This is a genomic window from Bradyrhizobium vignae, assembly GCF_004114425.1.
Taxonomy (GTDB): Bacteria; Pseudomonadota; Alphaproteobacteria; order Rhizobiales; family Xanthobacteraceae; genus Bradyrhizobium; species Bradyrhizobium vignae.
The window spans coordinates 1-23,374 of record NZ_RDQF01000063.1; the positions used below are offsets into that span (position 1 = coordinate 1).

The window sequence follows — 23,374 nt, forward strand, 5'->3', positions numbered from 1 at the left end:
GATGCGCAATACGGGATCTTCTTTGCCGCCCACCAAGTCGCTATCATCGACTTGGCGAGCGGAGAATGTGTCGGCTATGTCCCCGAACACCCGTCGGTCATGTCCCCGGGCTGAACACTTGACCGGGTGATCCAGTACTCCGAGACGGCAGTGGGTCATCGAGAAGCTGCGGCGTACTGGATTCCCCGCCTTCGCGGGGAATGACAGTGAGGGCGGGGCGGCCATGCCCCGCCCCAATCGACGCGCCCCCGATTGTGCCCTATGCTGCCGCGCTCCGCCTCAACATCCATAACAACAATCATGTACCTGGAAACGCCGCCGCGCCTGATCGAGACCAGGCTGTTTTCCGCGATGCCCGACAAATTCCGCCGCAAGGGCGAGCGGACAGATTGGGCCGACGCCAACCGACCGAATGTGCCGACCGACAGTTTCATCGAGGGGCCATCCTTCGACAGGGACGGCAATCTCTACATCGTCGACATTCCCTTCGATCGCATTTTCCGTATCGCGCCCGATGGCGATTGGTCGCTCGTAGTCGAATATGAGGGCTGGCCGAACGGGCTGAAGATCGCAGCCGGCGGCCGCATCCTGGTGGCCGACTACATGCACGGCATCATGGAGCTCGATGCCAGAGCCGGGCGCGTCAAGCCCATCCTGACCGCGCGCAATTCGGAATCGTTCCGCGGCTGCAACGACCTGCACCTTGCGTCCAATGGCGACATTTATTTCACCGACCAGGGCCAGACCGGCCTGCATGATCCCAGCGGCCGGGTCTATCGGCTCGCATCGAATGGACGGCTCGATTGCCTGATCGACACCGGCATCAGCCCGAACGGCCTCGTGCTCGACCCGACCGAGACCGTGCTGTTCGTCGCCATGACGCGCGACAACGCGGTGTGGCGGATGCCGTTCATGAAGGATGGCAGCGTGTCGAAGGTCGGTCGCTTCTGCTCGCTGTTCGGCACCAGCGGCCCCGATGGCATGACCATGGATGCCAAGGGCCGGCTGTTCGTCGGCCACGCTTCGCTCGGCCACGTCTTCGTATTCGCGCCTAACGGCGAACTGATCGCGCGGATCAAGTCCTGCGCGGGACCGAATTGCACCAATGTGGCGATTGGTGGCGAAAACAAGGATCGGCTCTATATCACGGAGTCCTCGACCGGCAGCGTGCTGGTCGCGGATATCAGCGGTCTCTAGAGCACCTGAAGGAATAAACATGAACACAAACCCTTTCGGCAAGACCGGCGCCAACGTTTCCGTCATCGGGCAGGGCACCTGGTATCTCGACCACGGCGACCGCAAGCGCGCGATCGCGGCGCTTCAGCGCGGGCTCGATCTCGGCATGACTCATATTGACACTGCCGAAATGTATGGCGATGCCGAGCTCGTCATTGCGGATGCGATTGCAGGCCGGCGCGATGAGGTGTTCCTCGTTTCAAAAGTGCTGCCGAGCAACGCCTCGCGCCGGGGAACCATCACGGCGTGCGAGCGCTCGCTGAAGCGGCTCAAGACCGATCGTCTCGATTGCTACCTGCTGCACTGGCGCGGTTCCTATCCGCTGGAAGACACCGTCGCGGCATTCGAGGAACTGGTGAAATCAGGCAAGGTCAAATCCTGGGGCGTCTCAAATTTCGATGCCGACGATCTGGACGAGATTCTCGCTGTCTCCGGCGAAGGGCGGATCGCCTGCAATCAGGTGCTCTATCATCTGAAGGAACGCGCCATCGAGCATGCCGTGATCCCGTGGTGCGTGCAGCATGGCGTGGCCGTCGTCGCCTATTCGCCATTCGGTCACGACGATTTTCCGGCGAGCAACACCAGGGGCGGCGCGGTGCTCGCGCGCATCGCGGAGGCGCGTCGTGCGACGCCGCGTCAGGTCGCGCTGAGCTTCCTCACCCGTGCGACTACGGTGTTTGCGATCCCGAAGGCGTCATCCGCGGAACACGCCGGGGAAAACGCGGAGGCTGGCGATCTCGTGCTGACGAAAGAGGAGATTGCGGCGCTCGATGCGGCGTTTCCGCGCGGGCCGAAGCCGCGCAGCCTGCCCATGTTGTAGTGCAGCAAACGCGCATTATTAATGGAGCATTGACGCGCGCGGCGATCAGCGCATATCGGCATCCTGTTTTCGGAAGTTGTGAACGCGGCGCATTTGTCGTTTTTTAGAGGCGCTCGATTCGCTTTTTTCCCGAGTTCCAGCCGTGACCCCGCCGCCAGCCGCAGCCGCAAGGCTCGACAGTATTTCCGTGCCCGTTCCCGAGAAGAAGCATGTCGGCCGCCGCGCACCTGCGCGCGTCGACCATCCCTTCAAGGGCATCGCACTGATCTTGCTTTCGACCGTGTTTCTCGGCTGCTCCGACACCGCCGCGAAATATCTCTCGACCAGCCTGCCTTCGATCGAGATCACCTGGATCCGCTTTCTCACCTTCGCGCTGATCTTCACGCCGGTGATGCTGCGGTCCTCGCCGTACTACGCGATGCGCACCGAGCGTCCCGGATTGCACGTGATGCGCGGCGCGGTGCTGCTCGGCTCCTCGCTGTTCTTCATTACGGGCCTCGGCTTCCTGCCGATCGCGGAGGCGTCCGCCACCGGCTTCGTCGCGCCGCTGTTCGTCACTGCGCTCTCGATCGTCTTCCTCGGCGAGAAGGTCGGCATGCGCCGCTGGTTCGCGACCGCGCTCGGCCTCGTCGGCGTGCTGATCATCCTGCGCCCGGGCACCAGCGCGTTTCATCCAGCGGCGTTCTTCCCCGTCGTCTCCGCGGCCTGCTGGGCCGGCACGCTGATCCTGACGCGGATGATGAGCGGGCGGGAAGCCGTCGTCACCACCATGGCCTATTCCTCGCTGACCGGCCTTGCGATCCTCACCGCAATCGTGCCGTTCGTCTGGGTGACGCCATCCTGGACCGCGATCGCACTCGGCATCTTCATCGGGGTTGCCTCGACCGCCGGTCAGTGGATCGTCGTGCTGGCCTATCGCTATGGCGATGCTTCGGTGCTGGCGCCGTTTTCCTACTCGCAATTGTTGTGGGTCAGCATTCTCGGTTTCTTCATCTTCGGCGAGGTGCCGAGCATCTGGACCATCGTCGGCGCGGCCTTCATCGTCGCGAGCGGTCTCTACATCGCCCATCGCGAGCGCGTCCGCCGCGCCCAGCTCCTGGTTCTGGAAGAGCGCTCCCCGAACGCCTGACGCAATATCGCGGTTTCCACTTCGTGCTATCAAAGGCTCCAACGATGAGGGAGGAGCCCGATGCGCGCCGCGATTTTCAGGAACGGAGAGATTGTCGTCGATCGGATGGCTGAGCCGAAACCCGGCAATGGTCAGGTCCTGGTCAAGACGCTCGCCTGCGGCATCTGCGGCTCCGATTTGCATGCACGTCAGCACGCCCCCCGCATGGTCGAGATGGCGCGGAAGGTCGGGCGCAAGCCGATGGACCTTAGCCGTGACGTCGTGTTCGGGCACGAGTTCTGCTGCGAGATCGTCGATTACGGTCCCGGCACGGCACGCAGGCTCAAGCGGGGAACACACGTCTGCTCGCTGCCGGCGCTGGTGACACCTGGGGGTGTCGAAGGCATCGGCTATTCCAACGACAACGTCGGTGGCTATGCGGAGGCGATGCTGCTCAGTGAAGCGCTGCTGCTCGAGGTGCCCAACGGACTTGCGCCGGAGCACGCCGCGCTCACCGAGCCGCTGGCGGTCGGCGTCCACGCCGTCGCCAAAGCCAATATAAGCGGCGGCGAAGTGCCGCTCGTGATCGGCTGCGGCCCCGTCGGGCTCGCGGTGATCGCCGCACTCAAGATCAGGGGCCTGCATCCGATCGTCGCTGCCGATTATTCCCCGGCGCGTCGCGCGCTGGCGGCAAAGCTGGGTGCCGACATCGTCGTCGATCCCAGAGTTTCGCAGCCCTACGCGACCTGGGCGGAGCACGCGCAGATGTCGGAAGCCGAGAAGGCGGCGCGGTCCCCGTTCCAGGCCATGCAGCCGGCGCTCAAGCCCGCGATCATCTTCGAATGTGTCGGCGTGCCCGGGTTGCTCCAGCAGGTGTTCGAAGGTGCCCCGCGCGATGCGCGCATCGTCGTGGTCGGCGTCTGCATGGAGACCGACAGAAGCGAGCCGATGCTCGGCATCATGAAGGAGCTCAATGTGCAATACGTGCTCGGCTACACGCCGGAGGAATTCGCGGCGTCACTTCGGCTGATTGCCGAGGGGCAGGTGGATGCGGCGGCGATGGTGACGGCGAAGGTCGGCATCGACGGCGTCGCGAAAGCCTTCACGGATCTCGCCAACCCTGAAGCCCACACCAAGATCATCGTGCAGCCGTGGCGGTGATGGTGTAGCCGCAGCGGCAGTGCGCTCCCTCCCGCGCATCCGTCTTCGCCAAGGCTTCGGCGGACAAGAGCGGTGACCAACGGCCATCACACCGGCAGTGCGATCGAATACTTCACCTGGCTCAGCGCAAAGCTCGATTCGATCGAGGCGATGCCGTCGAGCCGGGTCAGCTTGGTCTTCAGGAATGTCTCGTAGGAGGCGAGGTCGGCAGCGACGACGCGCAGCAGATAGTCGCGATTGCCGGTCATCAGATAGCACTCCAAGACCTCGTCCCATTTGGAGATGGCACGGGCGAAGCGGTTGAGGTCCTCCTCCTTCTGCCGCGCCAGCTTGATCGAGATGAAGACGCTGACATGCAGCCCCAGCGCCTTCTGATCCACGGTCGCGACGTAGCGCGAGATGACGCCGCGCTCCTCCAGCAGCTTGACCCTGCGGTGGCAGGGCGAGACCGAGAGCCCGACCTTGTCCGCGAGCTCCTGCATGGTCAGGCGGCTGTCGTTCTGGAGGTGGCTGAGGATCTTGCGGTCGATGGCGTCGAGCTCAGGCATTGGGATGGAACCTGCATCTTGCGGCACTACATTGGTAAAATATCCCAAAATCGATGGTTATGGCGCGAAAAATTGAGAAGTTTGACGCGGCTCGCAGGCGTATGATCGGTGCATATTTCCCGGAGCATCGCCATGCCCGTTGATTCCGCCCGTCTCGACACGTTGACCGCGCTCGCCCGCAAGACGCTGTGGCTGTCCTCCTGGACCATCCACCACGCCAACCACGTTCGTCCCAATGCGGATGGCCTCAAGGTCGGGGGGCACCAGGCCTCGTCCGCCTCGCTCGCGACCATCATGTCGGCGCTGTATTTCCATGTGCTGCGCCCTGAGGATCGCGTCGCGGTGAAGCCGCATGCGAGCCCGGTGTTCCACGCCATCCAGTATCTGTTCGGCCGCCAGACCCGCGAGAAGCTGGAGAACTTTCGCGGCTTCAAGGGCGCGCAGTCCTATCCCTCGCGCACCAAGGACGTCGACGACGTCGATTTCTCCACCGGCTCGGTCGGCCTCGGCGTCGCGCAGACGCTGTTCTCTTCGCTGGTTCAGGACTACGTCGAGGCACACGGCTGGATGAAGGATCGGCGCGAGGGGCGGATGATTGCCCTCGTCGGCGATGCCGAGATGGACGAGGGCAACATCTTCGAAGCGCTTGCCGAGGGCTGGAAGCACGGCCTGCGCAACACCTGGTGGGTGGTCGACTACAACCGCCAGTCGCTCGACGCCGTCGTGCGCGAGGGGCTCTGGGAAAAGTTCGAGACCATGTTCCGCAATTTCGGCTGGGACGTGGTGATCGTGAAATACGGCCGCCTGATGCGCGAGGCATTTGCGGAACCAGGCGGCGAGGCGCTCAAGCGCTGGATCGACAATTGCCCGAACGCACTCTATGCGGCGCTGTGCTTCCAGGGCGGTGCTGCCTTCCGAAAGCATCTGCATGACGAGATCGGCGACCAGGGCCCGATCACCAAACTGATCGACAAGCGCAGCGACGAGGAGCTGCTGGCGCTGATGTCGAATCTCGGCGGGCACGATATGGCGAGCATGCTGGAGGCTTTCGACTCCATCGACCACGATCGCCCCGTCTGCTTCATTGCCTACACCATCAAGGGCGTCGGCCTGCCATTCCAGGGCCACAAGGACAACCACGCCGGCCTGATGACCGTTGCGCAGATGGAGAAGTATCGCGACAGCCAGAACATCCGGCCCGGCCATGAATGGGACAAGTTCGAAGGGCTGACGCAGGATGCGGCCGAACTGGAAGCTTTCCTCGCGCGGGTGCCGTTCAATCAGGACGGCCGCCGGCTGACGGCTCCCGTCGTCGAGGTGCCCCAACTCACGTTCAAGCCATCGCCGCAGATGTCGACCCAGCAGGGCTTTGGCCTCGTGCTGAACGAGATCGCGCGCAGCGACAGCGAATTGGCAAAGCGTATCGTCACGACCTCGCCCGACGTCACCGTCTCCACCAATCTCGGCCCGTGGGTGAACCGGCGCGGCCTGTTCGCCCGCGCGGAGAAAGCGGACTTATTCCGCAGCGAGAAAATTCCATCGACCTATAACTGGGATGCTTCGCCCAAGGGCCAGCATCTCGAGCTCGGCATTGCCGAAATGAACCTCTTCATCATGCTCTCGGCGCTCGGCCTGTCGCACCAGATCAATGGCGAGCGCCTGCTGCCGGTCGGCACGCTCTACGATCCCTTCATCGAGCGGGGTCTCGATGCGCTGAACTATGCCTGTTACCAGGATGCACGCTTCATGGTGGCGGCGACGCCGTCCGGCGTCACGCTCGCGCCCGAGGGCGGCGCGCATCAGTCGATCGCAACGCCCTTGATCGGCATGGCGCAGGATGGGCTCGCCTCGTTCGAGCCGGCCTTCGTCGACGAGCTCGCCGTGATCATGGCTTTCGGCTTTGACCACATGCAGCGCGATCCAGGCGAGGGCGGCTCGGTTTACTTGCGCCTCTCCACGCGCAGCATCGAGCAGGCGCAGCGGATCATGACGCCGGAGCTGAGGCAGGGCATCACGGATGGCGCCTATTGGCTGCGCAAGCCGGGCCCGAATGCCGAGGTCGTGATCGCCTATACCGGCGCAGTCGCGCCCGAGGCCATCGAGGCGACCGGCTTCATCGGCGAGAGCCGCCGCGACGTCGGCCTGCTCGCGATCACCTCGGCCGACCGGCTGCATGCCGGTTGGACCGCCGCACGGAAATTGCGCCGCGACCGTCGCGGTCTGCAGCATCTCAGCCACATCGAGAAACTGCTGGCGCCGCTGCCGCGCGACTGCGGCATCGTGACCGTGATCGATGGCCATCCTGCCGCGCTCGGCTGGCTCGGCAGCGTCCGCGGCCATCGCGTCGAGGCGCTCGGCATCGAGCAGTTCGGCCAGACCGGCACCATCGCTGACCTGTATCGGCATTACGGTATCGATGCCAATGCCATCATCGATGCGGCCGAGAGCCTCACCACCGGCGCGCCGGTGCTGCATCGGAAGATGGCGGTGTAGTCGAGGTAACGGCCTGCATGGGCCCCGGCTCTGCAGCGCATCACTGAACTGGACGATGCTTCGCATCGCCAGGGAAGTGCCGCGCTGCGTCCGGGGCAAGCGCGTGTTTGCACGCGCTCTGATCTCGTGTCCCGGACAAGGCGCGACATGAAATGTCGCGACGCTGAGCCGAGCCGCGCTTGCCTCGCATCGGCTCATATAACCTCCGCTCGCCGCAACGCTGGCCCCGCATATGGCGGGTTCAACTGCCGGCGCTTTCGTGCAAGGATGCCTGCCGAAACGCCCCCTCCAAGCCCCCAAGAAGAGGTTAACGATGGTCAATCGCATGCAATTCTACATCGACGGCGCCTGGGTCGATCCCGCCGTCAAGAAGTCCACCGCCGTGATCAATCCGGCGACGGAAGAGGCGATGTACGAGGTTGCGCTGGGCTCCAAGGCCGATGTCGACAAGGCGGTCGCGGCCGCCAAGCGCGCTTTTGCGACGTTCTCCCAGACCAGCCGCGAGGAGCGCGTCGCGCTGCTGTCTAAAATCATCGAGATCTACAAGGGCCGTCTGAAGGAAATCGGTGCCGCCGTCTCCGACGAGATGGGTGCGCCGCTGCCGATGGCCGAGAAGCTGCAGGCCGGCGCTGGCCTTGGCCATCTGATGACCACGCTCGACGTGCTCAAGAACTATCATTTCGAGGAGCCGGTCGGCACCGCCATGGTGCTGCGCGAGCCGATCGGGGTGGTCGGCATGATCACTCCCTGGAACTGGCCGCTCAACCAGATCGCCTGCAAGGTCGCGCCTGCGCTCGCCGCCGGCTGCACGATGATCCTGAAGCCGTCGGAGTTCACCCCGACCTCGGCGCTGATCTTCGCGGAAATCCTGCATGAGGCCGGCGTGCCGAAGGGCGTGTTCAATCTCATCAATGGTCTCGGGCCCGAGGTCGGCGCCGCCATGAGCGAGCACCCCGATATCGACATGATCTCCTTCACCGGCTCGACCCGCGCCGGCATCGACGTGGCAAAGCGCGCGGCTCCCACCGTGAAGCGCGTCAGTCAGGAACTCGGCGGCAAGTCGCCGAACGTCATCCTCGAAGGCGCGGACCTGCAGAAGGCAGTGACCGGCGGCGTGATGCACATGTTCAACAACTCCGGCCAGTCCTGCAACGCGCCCTCGCGCATGATCGTGCCGCTGTCGAAGATGAAGGAAGTCGCCGCGATCGCGAAGGCCGTCGCCGACAAGACCAAGGCCGGCGATCCGCGCGGCGAAGGCACCACCATCGGTCCGGTCGTCAATCGCGGCCAGTGGGACAAGATCCAGGCCTTGATCAAGAAGGGCATCGACGAGGGCGCAACGCTCGTCGCCGGCGGCCCGGGCCTGCCCGAGGGCGTCAACAAGGGCTTCTACGTCCGTCCGACCATCTTCGCCGACGTCACCAACGAGATGACGATCGCCCGCGAAGAAATCTTCGGGCCGGTGCTGACCATCATCGGCGCCAAGGACGAAGCCGACGCCGTGCGCATCGCCAACGACACGCCCTATGGTCTCGCCGGCTACGTCTCGGGCCCGACGGTCGATGACGCCAAGCGCGTCGCGCGCCAGATCCGCGCCGGCAACGTCAACCTCCAGGGCGTACCCAACGACCGCACCGCGCCGTTCGGCGGCTACAAGCAGTCCGGCAACGGCCGCGAGTGGGGCAAGTACGGCCTCGAGGACTTCCTCGAAGTGAAGGCGGTCGCCGGCTTCAACGCGGCGTAAGTTTTAGCGACCGAACGAACAAAGCGCCGGAGCGGGAAACCGCTCCGGCGTTTTCGTTTCGTCGTTGCGAGCGAAGCGAAGCAATCCAGAATCCTTCCGCGGAGACAGTCTGAATTGCTTCGCTTCGCTCGCAATGACGGAAGAGGGATCTCGTAAGATGGGCAAAGGCGCGCTCTTCGCGTGACGTGCCCACCATCTTTCTTGCGACGAGTAAGAAAGGTGGGCACGCTTTTCGCCTTGCCCCCCTACGAGACCGTCACGGTGGAGAGCCTATCCCCCCACCGCGCCCTGCGTGTTCACATACAGCGCATAGATCGACTGGCTCGCCGCCATGAACAGGCGGTTGCGCTTGACGCCGCCGAAGCAGAGATTGGCGCAGCGTTCGGGCAGGGCGATGCGGCCGATCATGACGCCGTCGGGCGCGAACACGACGACGCCGTCGAGCTCGGGATCGCCCATGCCCCAGCCGCACCAGAGATTGCCGTCGATGTCGCAGCGCATGCCGTCGGGCGTGCCGGGACCTGCGTCGATGTGAACGCGCTTGTTCGAGATCGTGGTGCCTTCAGGCGAGACGTCATAGGCGAGGATCTTTCGGTTCGGCACCCCACGCGATTCCACGACATAGAGGATCTTCTCGTCGGGCGAGAAGCACAGCCCGTTCGGCCCCAGCACACCCTCGGCGACGATGGTCGCCTTGCCGGTCGCGGGATCGAGCCGGTAGACGTTCGGCTCGATCTCGGGCTCGGCCTTGTAGCCCTCGTAATTGCCGAGCAGGCCGAAGGTCGGGTCGGTGAACCAGATCGAGCCGTCCGATTTAACGACGACATCGTTCGGCGAGTTCAACCGCTTGCCGTTGAATTGATCCATCAGCACGGTGATGCTGCCGTCATATTCGGTGCGCACCACGCGACGGCCGCCATGCTCACAGGTGATCAGCCGGCCCTGGCGATCCCTGGTGTTGCCGTTGGCGAAGTTGGAAGGTTTGCGGAACACGCTGACCGCGCCAGTTTCTTCCTCCCATTTGAGGATACGCTGGTTTGGAATATCGCTGCAGAGCAGATAACGCCCGTCGCCGAACCACACCGGCCCTTCGGCCCAGCGCAGGCCGGTCGCCAGCCGCTCCACCGCCGAAAGCTTCAGCCAGTATTTTTCGAAGCGGGGATCGAGTGCTCTTATCGCGGGGTCAGGGTAATAGGTCGCCGGGCGCCAGCCTTGGTTATGGGACGATGCATCGTTCATGTGCGGTTCTCGTTGTTGCGTTCCCTCTGTCCAAGTCTGCTAGCATCAGATATCTACGGCCGCAAATCGGTTGCAACGACGGGGAACGACATGCGCATCTTGATGACGGGAGCTTCGGGCGGGATCGGAACGCGTCTGCGCAAATTGCTGCCGCCGATCTATCCGGACCTCCTGCTGTCCGACATCAAGCCGCCGGCCGATCTCGGAGCGAACGAGCAGTTCAAGGCGGCGGATCTCGCGGATTTGGCGCAGTGCGAGGCGATCTGCGAGGGCGTCGATGGCATCATCCATTTCGGCGGCTATTCGGTCGAAGGCACCTGGGATCAAATCCTTCAGGCCAACATCATCGGCGGCTACAATCTGTTCGAGGCGGCCTACCGCAAAGGCGTCAAGCGCGTGGTGTTCGCCTCGTCGAACCACGCGGTCGGCTTCTATCCGCGCCACCACAAGATCGGCACCGACGTCATGCCGCGCCCCGACGGACGCTACGGCGTCAGCAAGGTGTTCGGCGAGGCGGTCGGTGCGCTCTACGCCGACAAGCACGGGCTGAAGGTGACGTGCCTGCGCATCGGCAATTTCGGCGACATGCCGCTCGACCAGCGCCGGCTCTCGATCTGGCTCAAGCCCGACGATTTGGTGCAGCTCTGCCGCATCGGGCTCGAACATCCCGACATCCATTTCGAAATCTTCTACGGCGCCTCCCTCAACGAGCGCGCCTGGTGGGACAACAGTCGCGCCTACGAACTCGGCTACCGCCCCACGGGACGCGCGGAGGATTTCCGCGAGCACGCGATGGCCGAGCAGGCCAAGCTGAAGCCGGATCCGGTCGGCGATTATTTCCAGGGCGGCGCGTTCTGCAGCATGGAGTTCGACGCCGATCCGAGCCGGATCATCGATTGGACTAAGCGGTAGTCGCCGGCCGGATGATCCACCGCGCGCGCGAGTTGCGCGTCATTTTGCAACGCGCGATTCCTGGTTCTTGGTCACATGCCAGAGCACCACATGGTAGTGCGGCACGTCCACCCCGGGGTGACCCGCGTTGAAGTAGAGGCTGACGTGGTCAACCGGTGCTGCGGATCCCGCTCCCTCCAATGATTTGTGATCGTCGATGTCCTTGTTCGGGACCATGTACACGGTCGCCACCAGACGATCCCTGCGATCGAAGCACAGGAACGGCCCCAGCGGCAACGTGTCGGGCTTCACGAAAATGATGCCGAGGCCCGGAAAGAACTTTGGGAAATTCACGAGATCGCTGACCCGCTTGTATCCGTTTTTTTCGGCGACCTTTCGCTGATTGGGTGGCGGACGAACGGTTTCGTGCTTCCTGCGCGCCTTGGTGCTTCGGTGAGGGGCTGTCCTGATGCGCTCGGCCTTGTCGGCCGGTGGCGCGTTGGACGGTGCGAGTGTCTGCGGCGTCGGCGGAAAGAAGGGAGCAAATTGGGCGGCAGAATGCCTCACATCGGCGATCAAGGCGAGCAACGCAGCCAAGGCTGCGCTCACAAGCGCGTTGCGCATCGACACCTCCCACATTTGCCTGCCAAATCTTGGTCACTTATCCGGATTGCGTTCTCGCCAGCGCAGGAAGTCCCGGAATAATTCTTCCCGGTCTGGCGGATTGTCGCTCGGCTTTCCTTCGAGGAACCGGCCGAACGCCTTGCGAAGCGCGGCCTCGCCGCCGGATTGTTGCTGGAGCCAGCGCTCTGCCGGCCGGAATCGTCGCCATCCGGGGAGCTCCGCGGCCAGGTTCACCTCGCGCCATTTGGGGTGATGTGCGCCCGTTAGAAATTCAGGAAAGCGCGTGAACAATGTCTGGACGAAGAATTCCAGCAACCGAAACCGCTCGCTGCCGCTCGGCCAGTTGTAGGCGAAGAGAGCGGATTTGATCGCGATCGTGTCGACGCTTGCTTCGGCGGCGATCATATTCGGGTAGTCCTTATGGCGGAGCGTCGATGGCAGATAATCTTGTTGCAGCAGCTCCTTGAAGTAGGGGATTGGCAGGAGGTGAATATTGTCGAGCTGCGAGACCTGCGTCAGGAAGTTGACCGGTTTTCCTGAGACGATCAGAGCGGCGGAGAGATCTCCCTTCCTCAGACCATCCAGCGCGGCCTCCGGACCCAAGTTCGTCTCACTGATCTTGATGCCCAGACGGTTCAACACTTCGCGGCCGAGGATAGCGCCGGCACTGCCGTCGTCCCCGAGATCGACCCTCTTTCCCGAAAGCTCCGTCAGGCTTCCGATCTCCGGCCGCGCGAGAAGATGGAACTCTTCGATATGGAGCGGCGCAATGTAGGTCAGCCTGTCTGAAATATCCCCGAAGGTCCTTGTCTGCCGGAGCCGCTCGACCAGAGCGACGGGCGCGATCGCCACGTCGGCGCCTGCGAGAGTGAGCACATCGAGGACGTTGCGGACACCGCCGTTTCCCACCATTGGCAGAACCCGCAATGCGACCTGGCCCTGAGGACCGCTCTCTTGGCCGCCGGCGAGCGTGGTCGCAATGTCCTGAGCGAGCGCGAATTCAGTGCATTGTGGCGTGCCGGTTACGAAGCCCACCGTATACGGGTCCGCAGATCGCGCCGTCTCCTTTCTGGGAGTGCCTTCCTTTCTTGGAGACACTTTCGTGGATTCGCTCGGAGAAGCCGGCAGTCGCTTTTGCGCGAAAGAATCCTGGACCTGCCCGCCAAAGTAGGCCGCTGCAATCAATGCGATGAACAAACCGGCCCGCATCGCTCCGCAGACCCTCATTGTTCAAGCCGCTCGGTCAGCCGTGCGAGGTGACATGTTCCGAGAGACTGTCACCTGCCGCGTCCGAGGTGAGACCGAGGCTAATGCTTGGTCTTCCAACGCGGCCGGGGCAGTGGCGTTCCGTGATGGACGCCTGCAGCAGAAGTTTGCGGACTAGCGCCCGGCCTCGCCCGCGATCCATTCCTGTGCCAGCCGGTGCCCGGAGCCGGAAGGTGCAACTCTATCGGCCGGCCTTATTGACAATCGAGGGGCACGCTGTACCACGATGGTGATCTAGAAGGAGTGGCGTGATGACGAGTGGCTTGCGCAAGGGTCTGACGAGCTATGGCGATGCCGGCTTCTCGCTGTTCCTGCGTAAGGCGTTCATCAAGGCGATGGGCTATTCCGACGACGCGCTGCAGCGCCCGATCGTCGGCATCACCAACACCTATAGCGACTACAATCCCTGCCACGGCAACGTCCCGCAGATCATCGAAGCCGCCAAGCGCGGCGTGATGCTGTCGGGCGCGATGCCGTTCGTGTTCCCGACCATCTCGATCGCCGAGAGCTTTGCGCATCCGACCTCGATGTACCTGCGCAACCTGATGGCGATGGACACCGAGGAGATGATCCGGGCCCAGCCAATGGATGCGGTGATCGTGATCGGCGGCTGCGACAAGACGCTGCCGGCGCAGGTGATGGCGGCGATCAGCGCCGACCTGCCGACGGTGGTCATTCCGGTCGGTCCCATGGTGGTCGGCCATCACAAGGGCGAGGTGCTGGGCGCCTGCACCGATTGTCGCCGTCTCTGGGCGAAATATCGCGCCGGCGACATGGACGATGCCGAGATCGAGGCGGTGAACGGCCGCCTCGCGCCATCGGTCGGCACGTGCATGGTGATGGGAACGGCCTCGACGATGGCCTGCATGATCGAGGCGATGGGCCTGTCGCTGCCGATGAGCGCGACGATTCCCGCGCCGCATGCCGAGCGCTTCCGCCTGGCGGAGGCCAGCGGCAAGGTTGCCGCGCAGATGGCCAAGGCCAAGGGGCCGAAGCCGAGCGAAATCTTGACGCCGGCATCGTTCAAGAACGCACAGGTCGTGCTCCAGGCGATCGGCGGCTCGACCAACGGCCTGATCCATCTGACCGCGATGGCGCACCGCTCTCCGCACCGGCTCGATCTCGAAGCGTTCGACCAGATCGGTCGCGAGGTGCCGGTGCTGGTCGATCTCAAGCCGTCCGGCGAGCACTACATGGAGCACTTCCACCACGCCGGCGGCGTGCCGAAATTGCTCGCGCAGCTCGGCGACCTCGTCGATCTCGATGCCAAGACCATCACCGGCCAGACGCTGCGCGATGTCGCGGCGAATGCGGAGGACGTGCCAGGCCAGGATGCGATCCGCCCGCGTAATAATCCGATCAAGAAAGAGGGCGGCCTCGCCATCCTGCACGGCAATCTCGCGCCGCGCGGCGCAGTGATCAAGCAATCGGCTGCGAGCTCGAAATTGTTGCAGCATACCGGGCGCGCGGTGGTGTTCGAATCCGTCGAGGACATGACCTTGCGAGTCGACGATCCCGATCTCGACGTCACCGCCGACGACGTGCTGGTGCTGCGCAATGCCGGCCCCAAAGGTGCGCCGGGCATGCCGGAAGCCGGCTATCTGCCGATTCCGAAGAAGCTCGCGCGCGGCGGCACCAAGGACATGGTGCGCATCTCGGACGCGCGCATGAGCGGCACCGCGTTCGGCACCATCGTGCTGCACATCACCCCGGAATCCGCCGTCGGCGGGCCGCTCGCGCTGGTGCAGAACGGCGACATGATCCGCCTCGATGTGGGCAAGCGCAGCATCGAGCTGCTGGTCGACGCTGCCGAACTGGAGCGGCGTCGCGCTGGCTTGAAGCCGGCGGCTGCGCCCGAGGAGGCACGGCGCGGCTACGCCTGGCTGTTCAACGAGACCATCTTGCAGGCCGACGAGGGCTGCGATTTCGATTTCATGCAGAGGAATGGCCCGTTGAAGGGCTGAGCCAGCGGCCGCGTGGCGGCTATTTCGCCTTGCTGGTGAACTTCTTCACCGCAGTACGGAACGCCTCCGAATTCATGGCCATGATGATCTTGTGCTCCTCGGCATCGAGCTGCTGTTTCACCGGCGTGGTGGCCGCCTGGTAGACCAGCTGCTTGGTGCCGGCGATCGCCGCCGGCGGGTTCTGCGCCAGACGCTCGGCCAGCTGTCGGGTGGCCGCCTTCAGCTCGGTCGCCGGAACGGTCTTGGCGACGAGGCCCCATTCATAGGCCTGCTGCGCGGTAAAATTATCCTCGGCGAGAAAGATCTGCAGCGCCCGGCGCGATCCGACCGTGCCGACGATGCCGACGGTTGAGCCGCCGTCCGGCGACACCCCGATCTTGGCATAGGCCGGCGTGAACTTGGCATCGTCAGCGGCGATGCAGAGGTCGGTGACGAAGGCGAGGCCCATGCCGGCGCCGGCGGCGGAGCCGTGCACGCTGGACAGCGATATCTTCGGCATCCGCCGGAGGATCTCGATGAAAGCGTGATAGTGCTTGAGCAGTTCGCCGACCACCGGCGTCACCGTGCCCCCTTCGGCGGCAGCTCCGATCGTCTGCAAATCGCCGCCGGCGCAGAACGCGCGGCCTTCGCCTTCAAGGACGAGGACGCGGATGTCGTCCGCGCCTTCGATGTAGGCCGCGAGCTGTTCGAGCTTCTGCGCGATCGCAAGATTGATCGCGTTGAACGCGGCGGGCCGGTTGAGCGTGATGGTCGCGATCGGGCCGTCGATCCGCAGCAGGGCGGGATCATCGGGCTTTGAGACGGGAGCTGGCATCTTGAAATCCCCGGCAAGAGGTTCGTAGCTGCAACTAAATCGCAGAAGGCGAGGGGAGACAATCCCCGCGTGGTGCTCTTGCGCCGGGCGGACCGATAGGCTCAAATGAGCCCGCCTTCGCCAAGGGACGGACACGAGCGCCGGCTCCTCGTAAGGCCCGCAACCAAAATCAGCGAGAGAGGAGACGGCATGGGTCACGCTCGTGTCTTCCGGAAATGGGCTGTCCGATGACCGGCGGTCCGGTGATCATCGTCGGGGCCGGCCATGGCGGCTATCAGGTCGCGGCATCCCTGCGTCAGGCGGGCTTTTCCGAGCGCATCTGCCTGATCAACGACGAGGCGCATCTGCCCTATCAGCGGCCGCCCTTGTCCAAGGCCTACATCAAGGGTTCGGCCGGGCCGGAGAGCCTGATGTTCCGCCCCGAGAAGTTCTACCAGGACCAGACGATCGAACTGATCGCCGGCCGCGCCGCCTCAATCGACCGCACGGGGCGCAAGCTGCATCTCGCGTCGGGCGAAACGCTGCCTTACGGCCACCTCGTGCTGGCAACCGGCGCGCGCAACCGCCTGCTCGATCTGCCCAATGCCAACCTGCCCGACGTGAAATATTTGCGTATCCTCGACGACAGCGAGGCGCTGCGGCTGGTCATGCCGTCGAAGAAGCGCGCCGTGATCATCGGCGCCGGTTTCATCGGCCTCGAATTCGCCGCCACCGCCCGGATCAAGGGCCTCGAGGTCGACGTGCTCGAGCTTGCTCCGCGCGTGATGGCGCGCGCCGTGACGGCCGAGGTCTCGGAGTATTTTCAGGAGCGCCACCGCGAAGCCGGCATCCGCATCCATCTCGGCGTGCAGGCCACCTCGATTGAGGCCGAGGGCGGCAAGGTCACCGGCGTCTCCTTGAGCGACGGACGGCATCTGCCGGCCGACCTCGTCGTGGTCGGCGTCGGCGTGCTGCCGAACATCGAGCTCGCAGCCGAGGCCGGGCTTCCGGTCGCGGCCGGCATCATCGTCGACGAATATCTCGCGACGGCTGATCCTGATATTTCGGCGATCGGCGATTGCGCGCTGTTCGCAAGCCCGCGCTTCGGCGGCTCGCTGCGGCTGGAATCGGTGCAGAATGCCACCGATCACGCCCGCTGCCTCGCGGCGCGGCTGACCGGTGACAGGAAGCCTTATGACAGCCATCCCTGGTTCTGGAGCGACCAGGGCGACGACAAGCTCCAGATCGCAGGGCTGACGACCGGCTACGATCGCGTTGTGCTGCGCGGTGATCCCGCGAAGAAGGCGTTTTCCGCATTCTGCTACAAGGGCGATAAGCTGCTCGGCATCGAATCCATCAACCGCGCCGGCGATCACATGTTCGGCCGCCGCTTGCAGGCCATGGATCGCACCATCACGCCGGAGCAGGCCGCAGACGAGAGCTTTGATCTGAAGGGCGCGTTGGCATAAGTGCTTAGCGCTACAACACCGCCGCCACTTCCTTCGCCGTCGGCATCGACGGCCCCGCGCCCATGCGCTGCACGCTGATGGAGGCGGCGGTGTTGGCGAAGGCGAGGGCGGCGCGCAAGGACACATCGTCGGCCAATTGCGCGGCCAGCGCGCCGACGAAACAATCGCCGGCGCCTGTGGTGTCGAGCGCCTTCACCGCGCGCCCCGGCACGGCAATCTCCTCGCGCCCCGCCAGCGCGAGCACGCCGCGCTTGCCGAGCGTGACGCAGATGGTCTGGTCCTCCCGCGCTTGGACCTGCCGCGCCACAGCGATGATCTGTGCGGCCTCGTCGCTCTCGGAGAGCTCGTGGCCGGCGAGGAAGCCGAGCTCCGTCTCGTTCAGCACGAGGATGTCGACGAGTGCAAGCAGCTCGCGGGGCATTGGCTGCGCCGGTGCGGGGTTGAGCAGCGTCGTGGCCGCGGCGGCACGGGCACGCCGGAAGAACGCGGCGATGGCCGGCAGTGGAATCTCGAACTGGCTGACGGCGACGTCGCCGGCCAGCAGCGGCACGACCTCGACGTCGTCAGCGCCGACCAGCCCGTTCGCCCCGGGAATGACGACGATGGTGTTGTCGGCCTCGGCCACGGTGATGATGGCCGTGCCGGTGTGCGCCTCCGCCGTTTCCACGACATAGCCGAGATCGATGCCCTGCCCGCCGAGAAAGGCCTTCAGCTCGCGTCCAAACGAATCCGTCCCCAGCCGTCCGATCAGCGTAGTCCGCGCCCCAAGCCGTGACGCCGCGACCGCCTGGTTGGCGCCCTTGCCGCCCGGAAAATACAGCACCTGGCGGCCGGCGACGGTCTCGCCGACCCTGGGATGGCGATCGGCGGTCGCCACCACATCCATGTTGATGCTGCCGGCGACGAAGACGCGCCCCATGACACACCCTTCCGACGTCTACACCCTGACCTCGAACTCGTGCCTGACCTTGGCGATGTCGACGAGCGTCGGCAGGCCGGCCTCATTGCCGAGGCGCTGGATCTTGAAGGTCGAGGCGGCGCGGGCGAAATCGAAATGCTCGCGCCAGCTTTTGCCGGGATGGGCGAGGTAGGAATAGACATAGGCGCCGTGGAACACGTCGCCGGCGCCGTTGGTGTCGATCACGCGCTCGCGCGGGATCGGCATCGCCGGCATCACCTGCACCGTCCCTGTTTCGTCGTACCAAAGCAGGCCCTTCTCGCCCATGGTGACGCCGCCGATCTTGCAGCCGCGGCCCTTGAGGTAGTCGAGCATCTTCTCCGGCGTCAGGTCCATCTGCTCGCACAACCGCTCGGCGACGATCGCGACGTCGATGAATTCGAGCAGTTCATGCGTGTTGGTGCGCAGCCCGCCGCCATCGAGCGAAGTCAGGATGCCGGCTTCGCGACACACTTTGGCGTAATGGATTGCAGCATCGGGCTGGTGACCGTCGACATGCAGCGCGCGGCAGCCGCCGAGATTGAGCATCGGAAACGGATGGATGTGCGAGTCATCGCGGCAGCGGACGATGGCGCGCTTGCCGTCCTTGGGCATGATGAAGGAGAGCGAGGACTGGTTGACCTTGCGCCCGTGCAGCGAGATGCCGTACTTCGCGCACATGTCCTGGAACATGCGCCCGAGCCAGTCATTGGCTGCCGTGGCGATCAGATCCGGCACGATGCCGAGCTTGGCGCAGCAGAATGCCGCCGTCACCGCGTTGCCGCCGAAGGAGACCGCGTAGTCCGAGGCCACGTGCTTCTCGTCGCCCGTCGGCATGTGGTCGGTGATGAAGACGACGTCGATATAAGTCTGTCCGATGAAGAGAGCCTGCATTGCTTGTCCGTGATGCGCTTGTGGTCCCGGCCGGCGGAATTACTCTAACACCGGTTCCGCTCCGGAGGGACGCTGAAATTATTCGCAAAACCGCCCCGAAGCGCTTGAGGTCAGCATGGTGGGGGAATACGACCATCACGGGCCAATGCCAAGCCCGGGCAAACGCCGTCTTTCGGTTTGTGGGTTCCATGTCGATCAGAAGGGTACAGGATGATCGCCGGTCTCGATCACATCGTCGTTCTCGTGAGCGATATCGGTGCGGCCAAGACGGCGTATCAGACGCTGCTCGCACGCGCGCCGGCCTGGCAGAACTCGGGCGAGGGCGCTGACCGGGTGCTGTTCACCCTCGACAACATGACCATCGAGCTGATGGCGCCGAGCGGCTTCAGCGTCACCGCCGACCGTATGCGCGCATTGCTCGACGGCCAGGAGGGCGTGCTCGCCAGCCTGTGCTTTCGTGTCGCAGACATCGGCAGGATGCACCGCCGGCTGGAGCGGGTGGCCTTGCGGCCGGACCCGGTCGCCGAGGTCGAAAGCAGCGATGCCGTCACCGAAGCCGTGCTGCGCTGGAAGCGCACCCGCGCCGCCACCGAGCTGACGCGCGGCGTGCGCATGTTCTTCCTCGAACTCGCCGACGAGCGTCCCAAGTCGGTCGCGACCGACATCGCGCCGATCGACGGGCTCGACCACGTCGTCATCACCACCGAGGATTCCGAGCGCGCCGCCGCGCTCTACGGCGCGCGGCTCGGGCTCGATCTCGCGCTCGACCGTTCGCACCAGGATTGGGGACAGCTGATGTTCTTCCGCTGCGGCGACCTCATCGTCGAAGTGGTCCGCCGCCCCGTGGCGGGCGGCGATGCCGCGCATGACCGTCTCTGGGGCCTGAGCTGGCGCGTCGCCGACATCGACGCCACCCGCGCCCGCCTGATCGCGAGCGGACTCGATGTCTCCGAGGTGCGCAACGGCCGCAAGCCGGGCACGCGGATCATGACGGTGCGGAGCGGGACGTGCGGGATCCAGACGGTGCTGCTGGAACGGTCGCCGAAGCCGGTGGATTAGGGCGGTCTCTCCTCCGTCATTGCGAGGAGCCCTTGCGACGAAGCAAATCCAGACTGTTGCCGCGGCGGCATGGATTGCCTCGCTTCGCTCGCAATGACGGTGTTGAGGCAGATGCCCGCTTCACTTCTATGCGGCGGGCTGGGCGCGTGTTACACGCGTACCTGGACCACCCAGCGAGCACCCGGTTTGGCGACAGCAAAGGCAAAGCGACCCCTGAAATGGCAGCGCGACCCCGAGGGGATGCGGCTGCGCATTCTCGAAGCCGCCAAGCAGGAGTTTTCCGCCCATGGGCTCGCCGGCGCGCGCGTCGACCGTATCGCGGCCAAGGCCGGCGCCAACAAGCGCATGCTGTACTATCACGTCGGCAACAAGGACGAGCTGTATCTCGCCGTGCTCGAGGGCGCCTATGACAAGATCCGCAGCGAGGAGCGCGGGCTCGATCTCGAACATCTCGATCCGCCCGAGGCGATCCGCCGCCTGATCGAGTTCACCTGGAATTACTTCCTGCGCAATCCGGAATTCCTGTCGTTGCTCCAGACAGAGAACCTTGCCCGCGCAAAGCACCTGAAGAAATCGACCAAGGTCAAGTCGATGCACTCGCCCTTCGTCGAGATGATCCGCACCGTGGTGCGCCGCGGCGTCGAGTCTGGCGACTTCCAGGTCGCCGTCGACCCGGTGCAGCTCTACATCTCGATCGCGGCGCTGAGCTTCTTCTATCTCTCCAACTCGGCGACGCTCAGCGTGATCTTCGGCCGCGATCTCTTGGACAAGAAGGCCAAGGATGAGCGGCTGGCCCATATGGTCGGCCTCGTGCTCGCGGCGCTGACGGGACGCTCGGCAGAACTGTTCGAGATTGCGAAGGCGCCGAACCCGCGCACGGCCGTGGTGCAGACGGTGTAGCCAAATCCTCCGCTGTCATCGCCCAAGGCGATCCAGTACTCGAGAGGCCGCCGCGTACTGGATTTCTCGCTTTCGCGGGGAATGACACCGAGGGTGGGCGGTCTCGTGCCCCGGACGCAGCGCAGCACGCAAGGGATGCGCTGCAGAGCCGGGGCCCACGCAACTGCGGAGCGCGGGGCCTCTGGATCCCGGCTTTGCGGGGCAACGCCAAAGAGCGTTGCAGCGCGTCCGGGACAGGAGAGCGCCGGCGCCACTCTCCCCAAACACCCGGAACCCGCCGCAAACGTCACAGGGAATCCTCTGGACAGTATTTATCCAACGGGTTAATTTCTCCCCGCAACGAAGAAAATGCCGGGAGTGAAAATTGGCCGAGCCAAAGCCGCAAGGTGCGGTGTCCAAGATGCTGAATGCGGCCTGGGTTCGGCCGTTCTTGTTCCTGGTCTTCATCGTCGTGGCCTGGGATCTTTCGATCCGCCTGTTCAAGATCCCGGCCTACCAGATCCCGTCGCCGGCCGACGTCGTCGCGGTGCTGCGCACTGAATGGCCGGAGCTGCTGCGCCAGTCCTGGCCGACCACCTATGCGACCGTCTGCGGCTTCCTGCTGTCGGCGCTGTTCGGCATTCCCGTCGCGATGCTGATCGCGGGCTCGAAGACGGTGGAGAGCTACGTTTATCCGTTGCTGGTATTCTCGCAATCCGTGCCGAAGATCGCGATCGCGCCGCTGTTCGTGGTGTGGTTCGGTTTCGGCATCATTCCCAAGGTGATCTCGGCCTTCCTGCTCGGCTTCTTCCCCGTGGTGGTTTCGGCCGTGCAGGGCTTCAAATCAGTCGATCCTGACATGGTCGATCTCGCCCGCGCGATGCAGGGCAGCCGCTTCCAGGTGTTCCGCACGGTGAACCTGCCGCATGCGCTGCCGGCGATCTTCTCCGGCCTCAAGGTGTCGGTGACGCTCGCCGTGGTCGGCGCCGTCGTCGGCGAGTTCGTCGGCTCCAATTCCGGCATCGGCTACGTCATGCAGCGTTCGATCGGCACGTTCGACCTGCCGACGATGTTCGCGGCGCTGGTGATCCTGGCGCTGCTCGGCGTGATCCTGTTCTGGATGGTCGACCGGATCGAGAAGCTGGTCATTCCCTGGCATGTCAGCCAGCGCGAGGACGTGATTTTCGCGTCTTAATTCAAGCAACGGTCACCAACGGCCGAAACATAACGACGAGGGAGAGTGACGATGAAGCGGTGGATTGGGGCTGCATCAGTGGCGCTGCTGGCGTTTGCAGCCGTGCCGGCGCAGGCGGCCGACAAGGTCGTGCTGATGCTGAACTGGTACGTCTATGGCGAGCACGCGCCGTTCTACTACGGCAGGGCCAAGGGCATCTATGCCGCCGAAGGCATCGACCTCGAGATCCAGGAAGGCCGCGGCTCCGCGGCGACCACGCAGGCCGTCGCCGCCAAGACTGCGGACTTCGGCTATGTCGACGTGCCCACCATGATGCGCGCGGCGATCAAGGGCGCGCCTGTGGTCGCGACCGGCGTGCTGCTGCAGACCAGCCCGATGTCCGCGATGGGCTTCGTCGACAAGAACATCAAAAAGCCCGAAGACATCAAGGGTAAGACGGTGGCGATCACGCCGGCCGACTCCATGACGCAGATCTGGCCACTGTTCCTGAAGAAGACCGGCCTGAAGGAGAGCGACTTCAAGACCGTCGCCGGCGACGGCCAGACCAAGCTCAACGCCGTCATCAACGGCCAGGCCGATCTCCTGCTCGGCTACGTCATGGACCAGTCGATGAAGATCAAGGACGCCACCGGCAAGGAGGTCTATCCGATCAAGTTCGCCGACTACGGCATCAACATGGTTTCCTCCGGCATCATCGCCAATTCCGACTATGTGAAAGCCAATGCCGATCTCGTCCGCCGCTTCATGTCGGCGACGACCAAGGCGGTCGAAGCTGCCGAGAAGGAGCCGAAGGCCGCGGCGCAATCGATCCTCGATGCCAATCCGAAGGGCGGCAAGATCGATACGCTGACTGAGGGATTTGAGCTGACCATCCCGCTCTACCGGACCGCGGAAACAAAGAGCAAGCGGCCGTTCCAGGTCACCGACCAGAACATGACCGAGACCGTCAATCTGCTGGTCGAATATGGCGGTCTCGATGCCAAGGCCAAGGAGAACCCCAGGGCATTCTACACCAACGATTACCTGCCCAAGAGTGGCTCGTGAAACCTGCGAC

Annotated in this window: 20 protein-coding genes; 13 read left to right on the top strand and 7 right to left on the bottom strand. The window is 64.3% G+C overall.

Annotation, left to right across the window (positions count from 1 at the left end; genetic code table 11):
• The first annotated feature begins 300 nt into the window (after nt 1-300).
• From EAV90_RS33445 to EAV90_RS33460, 4 genes are all read left to right on the top strand, one after another.
• Nucleotides 301-1,197 (top strand): SMP-30/gluconolactonase/LRE family protein, encoded by an 897-nt coding sequence (locus tag EAV90_RS33445; RefSeq protein ID WP_129145822.1) that lies wholly within the window; start codon nt 301-303, stop codon nt 1,195-1,197.
• A 19-nt stretch (nt 1,198-1,216) separates the two neighbouring features.
• Nucleotides 1,217-2,056: an aldo/keto reductase gene (locus tag EAV90_RS33450; protein ID WP_129145823.1), complete on the top strand. Its 840-nt coding sequence runs from the start codon at nt 1,217-1,219 to the stop codon at nt 2,054-2,056.
• 142 nt (nt 2,057-2,198) lie between these two features.
• Nucleotides 2,199-3,185, top strand: a complete 987-nt coding sequence (locus tag EAV90_RS33455) for a DMT family transporter (protein WP_122404365.1) — start codon at nt 2,199-2,201, stop codon at nt 3,183-3,185.
• 60 nt (nt 3,186-3,245) lie between these two features.
• Nucleotides 3,246-4,325 carry a zinc-binding dehydrogenase gene (locus tag EAV90_RS33460; protein WP_129145824.1) on the top strand — a complete coding sequence of 360 codons (1,080 nt, stop codon included), beginning with the start codon at nt 3,246-3,248 and terminating at the stop codon, nt 4,323-4,325.
• Nucleotides 4,326-4,411: 86 nt separating this feature from the next.
• Here EAV90_RS33460 and EAV90_RS33465 read toward each other — a convergent pair whose 3' ends face one another.
• The gene (locus EAV90_RS33465) at nt 4,412-4,873 is read right to left on the bottom strand and encodes an Lrp/AsnC family transcriptional regulator (protein ID WP_027571162.1); all 462 of its coding nucleotides are present in this window, start codon (nt 4,871-4,873) and stop codon (nt 4,412-4,414) included.
• 132 nt (nt 4,874-5,005) lie between these two features.
• Between EAV90_RS33465 and EAV90_RS33470 the strand changes: the two genes are divergently transcribed.
• Nucleotides 5,006-7,366 carry a transketolase gene (locus EAV90_RS33470; protein ID WP_129145825.1) on the top strand — a complete coding sequence of 787 codons (2,361 nt, stop codon included), beginning with the start codon at nt 5,006-5,008 and terminating at the stop codon, nt 7,364-7,366.
• 313 nt (nt 7,367-7,679) lie between these two features.
• Complete coding sequence (locus EAV90_RS33475; protein ID WP_122404362.1) at nt 7,680-9,110, top strand: aldehyde dehydrogenase family protein; 1,431 nt, start codon at nt 7,680-7,682, stop codon at nt 9,108-9,110.
• Between the two features lie 270 nt (nt 9,111-9,380).
• Here the strand turns inward: EAV90_RS33475 and EAV90_RS33480 are convergent, their stop codons facing one another.
• Nucleotides 9,381-10,349, bottom strand: coding sequence for an SMP-30/gluconolactonase/LRE family protein (locus EAV90_RS33480; RefSeq protein ID WP_129145826.1), 969 nt, complete (start codon nt 10,347-10,349; stop codon nt 9,381-9,383).
• A gap of 90 nt (nt 10,350-10,439) precedes the next feature.
• On the opposite strand from EAV90_RS33480, the gene EAV90_RS33485 reads away from it, so the two are divergent.
• Nucleotides 10,440-11,261: an NAD-dependent epimerase/dehydratase family protein gene (locus EAV90_RS33485; protein WP_129145827.1), complete on the top strand. Its 822-nt coding sequence runs from the start codon at nt 10,440-10,442 to the stop codon at nt 11,259-11,261.
• 39 nt (nt 11,262-11,300) lie between these two features.
• On the opposite strand, the gene EAV90_RS33490 is transcribed toward EAV90_RS33485, so the two are convergent.
• Nucleotides 11,301-11,864: a hypothetical protein gene (locus EAV90_RS33490; RefSeq protein ID WP_129145828.1), complete on the bottom strand. Its 564-nt coding sequence runs from the start codon at nt 11,862-11,864 to the stop codon at nt 11,301-11,303.
• 33 nt (nt 11,865-11,897) lie between these two features.
• A complete protein-coding gene (locus EAV90_RS33495) occupies nt 11,898-13,061 on the bottom strand; it encodes a TAXI family TRAP transporter solute-binding subunit (RefSeq protein ID WP_245509674.1) in 1,164 nt (387 codons plus the stop codon).
• A gap of 320 nt (nt 13,062-13,381) precedes the next feature.
• Here EAV90_RS33495 and EAV90_RS33500 point away from each other — a divergent pair, with 320 nt between their 5' ends.
• Nucleotides 13,382-15,094 carry an IlvD/Edd family dehydratase gene (locus tag EAV90_RS33500; RefSeq protein ID WP_164937215.1) on the top strand — a complete coding sequence of 571 codons (1,713 nt, stop codon included), beginning with the start codon at nt 13,382-13,384 and terminating at the stop codon, nt 15,092-15,094.
• Nucleotides 15,095-15,113: 19 nt separating this feature from the next.
• Here EAV90_RS33500 and EAV90_RS33505 read toward each other — a convergent pair whose 3' ends face one another.
• The gene (locus tag EAV90_RS33505) at nt 15,114-15,908 is read right to left on the bottom strand and encodes an enoyl-CoA hydratase/isomerase family protein (protein ID WP_164937216.1); all 795 of its coding nucleotides are present in this window, start codon (nt 15,906-15,908) and stop codon (nt 15,114-15,116) included.
• Nucleotides 15,909-16,135: 227 nt separating this feature from the next.
• Between EAV90_RS33505 and EAV90_RS33510 the strand changes: the two genes are divergently transcribed.
• Complete coding sequence (locus EAV90_RS33510) at nt 16,136-17,356, top strand: NAD(P)/FAD-dependent oxidoreductase (RefSeq protein ID WP_129145832.1); 1,221 nt, start codon at nt 16,136-16,138, stop codon at nt 17,354-17,356.
• 10 nt (nt 17,357-17,366) lie between these two features.
• Here EAV90_RS33510 and EAV90_RS33515 read toward each other — a convergent pair whose 3' ends face one another.
• The gene (locus EAV90_RS33515) at nt 17,367-18,275 is read right to left on the bottom strand and encodes a ribokinase (RefSeq protein ID WP_129145833.1); all 909 of its coding nucleotides are present in this window, start codon (nt 18,273-18,275) and stop codon (nt 17,367-17,369) included.
• 18 nt (nt 18,276-18,293) lie between these two features.
• Nucleotides 18,294-19,187, bottom strand: a complete 894-nt coding sequence (locus EAV90_RS33520) for a sugar kinase (RefSeq protein WP_122404354.1) — start codon at nt 19,185-19,187, stop codon at nt 18,294-18,296.
• 210 nt (nt 19,188-19,397) lie between these two features.
• On the opposite strand from EAV90_RS33520, the gene EAV90_RS33525 reads away from it, so the two are divergent.
• From EAV90_RS33525 to EAV90_RS33540, 4 genes are all read left to right on the top strand, one after another.
• Nucleotides 19,398-20,246, top strand: a complete 849-nt coding sequence (locus tag EAV90_RS33525) for a VOC family protein (protein ID WP_129145834.1) — start codon at nt 19,398-19,400, stop codon at nt 20,244-20,246.
• A gap of 240 nt (nt 20,247-20,486) precedes the next feature.
• Nucleotides 20,487-21,146, top strand: coding sequence for a TetR/AcrR family transcriptional regulator (locus EAV90_RS33530; RefSeq protein WP_129145838.1), 660 nt, complete (start codon nt 20,487-20,489; stop codon nt 21,144-21,146).
• A 364-nt stretch (nt 21,147-21,510) separates the two neighbouring features.
• On the top strand, nt 21,511-22,320 hold the full coding sequence (locus EAV90_RS33535) for an ABC transporter permease (RefSeq protein WP_122404351.1): 810 nt from the start codon (nt 21,511-21,513) through the stop codon (nt 22,318-22,320).
• Nucleotides 22,321-22,371: 51 nt separating this feature from the next.
• Nucleotides 22,372-23,364, top strand: a complete 993-nt coding sequence (locus tag EAV90_RS33540; protein WP_162500381.1) for an ABC transporter substrate-binding protein — start codon at nt 22,372-22,374, stop codon at nt 23,362-23,364.
• The last annotated feature ends 10 nt before the right edge of the window (nt 23,365-23,374 follow it).

What these genes read in the sequence shown, in the direction of transcription:
- EAV90_RS33445 (WP_129145822.1), top strand. Translation starts at nt 301, where the DNA reads ATGTACCTGGAAACGCCGCCGCGCCTGATCGAGACCAGGCTGTTTTCC.
- EAV90_RS33525 (WP_129145834.1), top strand. Translation starts at nt 19,398, where the DNA reads ATGATCGCCGGTCTCGATCACATCGTCGTTCTCGTGAGCGATATCGGT.
- EAV90_RS33490 (WP_129145828.1), bottom strand. Translation starts at nt 11,864, where the DNA reads ATGCGCAACGCGCTTGTGAGCGCAGCCTTGGCTGCGTTGCTCGCCTTG.
- EAV90_RS33465 (WP_027571162.1), bottom strand. Translation starts at nt 4,873, where the DNA reads ATGCCTGAGCTCGACGCCATCGACCGCAAGATCCTCAGCCACCTCCAG.
- EAV90_RS33540 (WP_162500381.1), top strand. Translation starts at nt 22,372, where the DNA reads ATGAAGCGGTGGATTGGGGCTGCATCAGTGGCGCTGCTGGCGTTTGCA.
- EAV90_RS33520 (WP_122404354.1), bottom strand. Translation starts at nt 19,187, where the DNA reads ATGCAGGCTCTCTTCATCGGACAGACTTATATCGACGTCGTCTTCATC.
- EAV90_RS33475 (WP_122404362.1), top strand. Translation starts at nt 7,680, where the DNA reads ATGGTCAATCGCATGCAATTCTACATCGACGGCGCCTGGGTCGATCCC.
- EAV90_RS33470 (WP_129145825.1), top strand. Translation starts at nt 5,006, where the DNA reads ATGCCCGTTGATTCCGCCCGTCTCGACACGTTGACCGCGCTCGCCCGC.
- EAV90_RS33480 (WP_129145826.1), bottom strand. Translation starts at nt 10,349, where the DNA reads ATGAACGATGCATCGTCCCATAACCAAGGCTGGCGCCCGGCGACCTAT.
- EAV90_RS33515 (WP_129145833.1), bottom strand. Translation starts at nt 18,275, where the DNA reads ATGGGGCGCGTCTTCGTCGCCGGCAGCATCAACATGGATGTGGTGGCG.
- EAV90_RS33450 (WP_129145823.1), top strand. Translation starts at nt 1,217, where the DNA reads ATGAACACAAACCCTTTCGGCAAGACCGGCGCCAACGTTTCCGTCATC.
- EAV90_RS33500 (WP_164937215.1), top strand. Translation starts at nt 13,382, where the DNA reads ATGACGAGTGGCTTGCGCAAGGGTCTGACGAGCTATGGCGATGCCGGC.
- EAV90_RS33505 (WP_164937216.1), bottom strand. Translation starts at nt 15,908, where the DNA reads ATGCCAGCTCCCGTCTCAAAGCCCGATGATCCCGCCCTGCTGCGGATC.
- EAV90_RS33510 (WP_129145832.1), top strand. Translation starts at nt 16,136, where the DNA reads ATGACCGGCGGTCCGGTGATCATCGTCGGGGCCGGCCATGGCGGCTAT.
- EAV90_RS33530 (WP_129145838.1), top strand. Translation starts at nt 20,487, where the DNA reads ATGCGGCTGCGCATTCTCGAAGCCGCCAAGCAGGAGTTTTCCGCCCAT.
- EAV90_RS33485 (WP_129145827.1), top strand. Translation starts at nt 10,440, where the DNA reads ATGCGCATCTTGATGACGGGAGCTTCGGGCGGGATCGGAACGCGTCTG.
- EAV90_RS33460 (WP_129145824.1), top strand. Translation starts at nt 3,246, where the DNA reads ATGCGCGCCGCGATTTTCAGGAACGGAGAGATTGTCGTCGATCGGATG.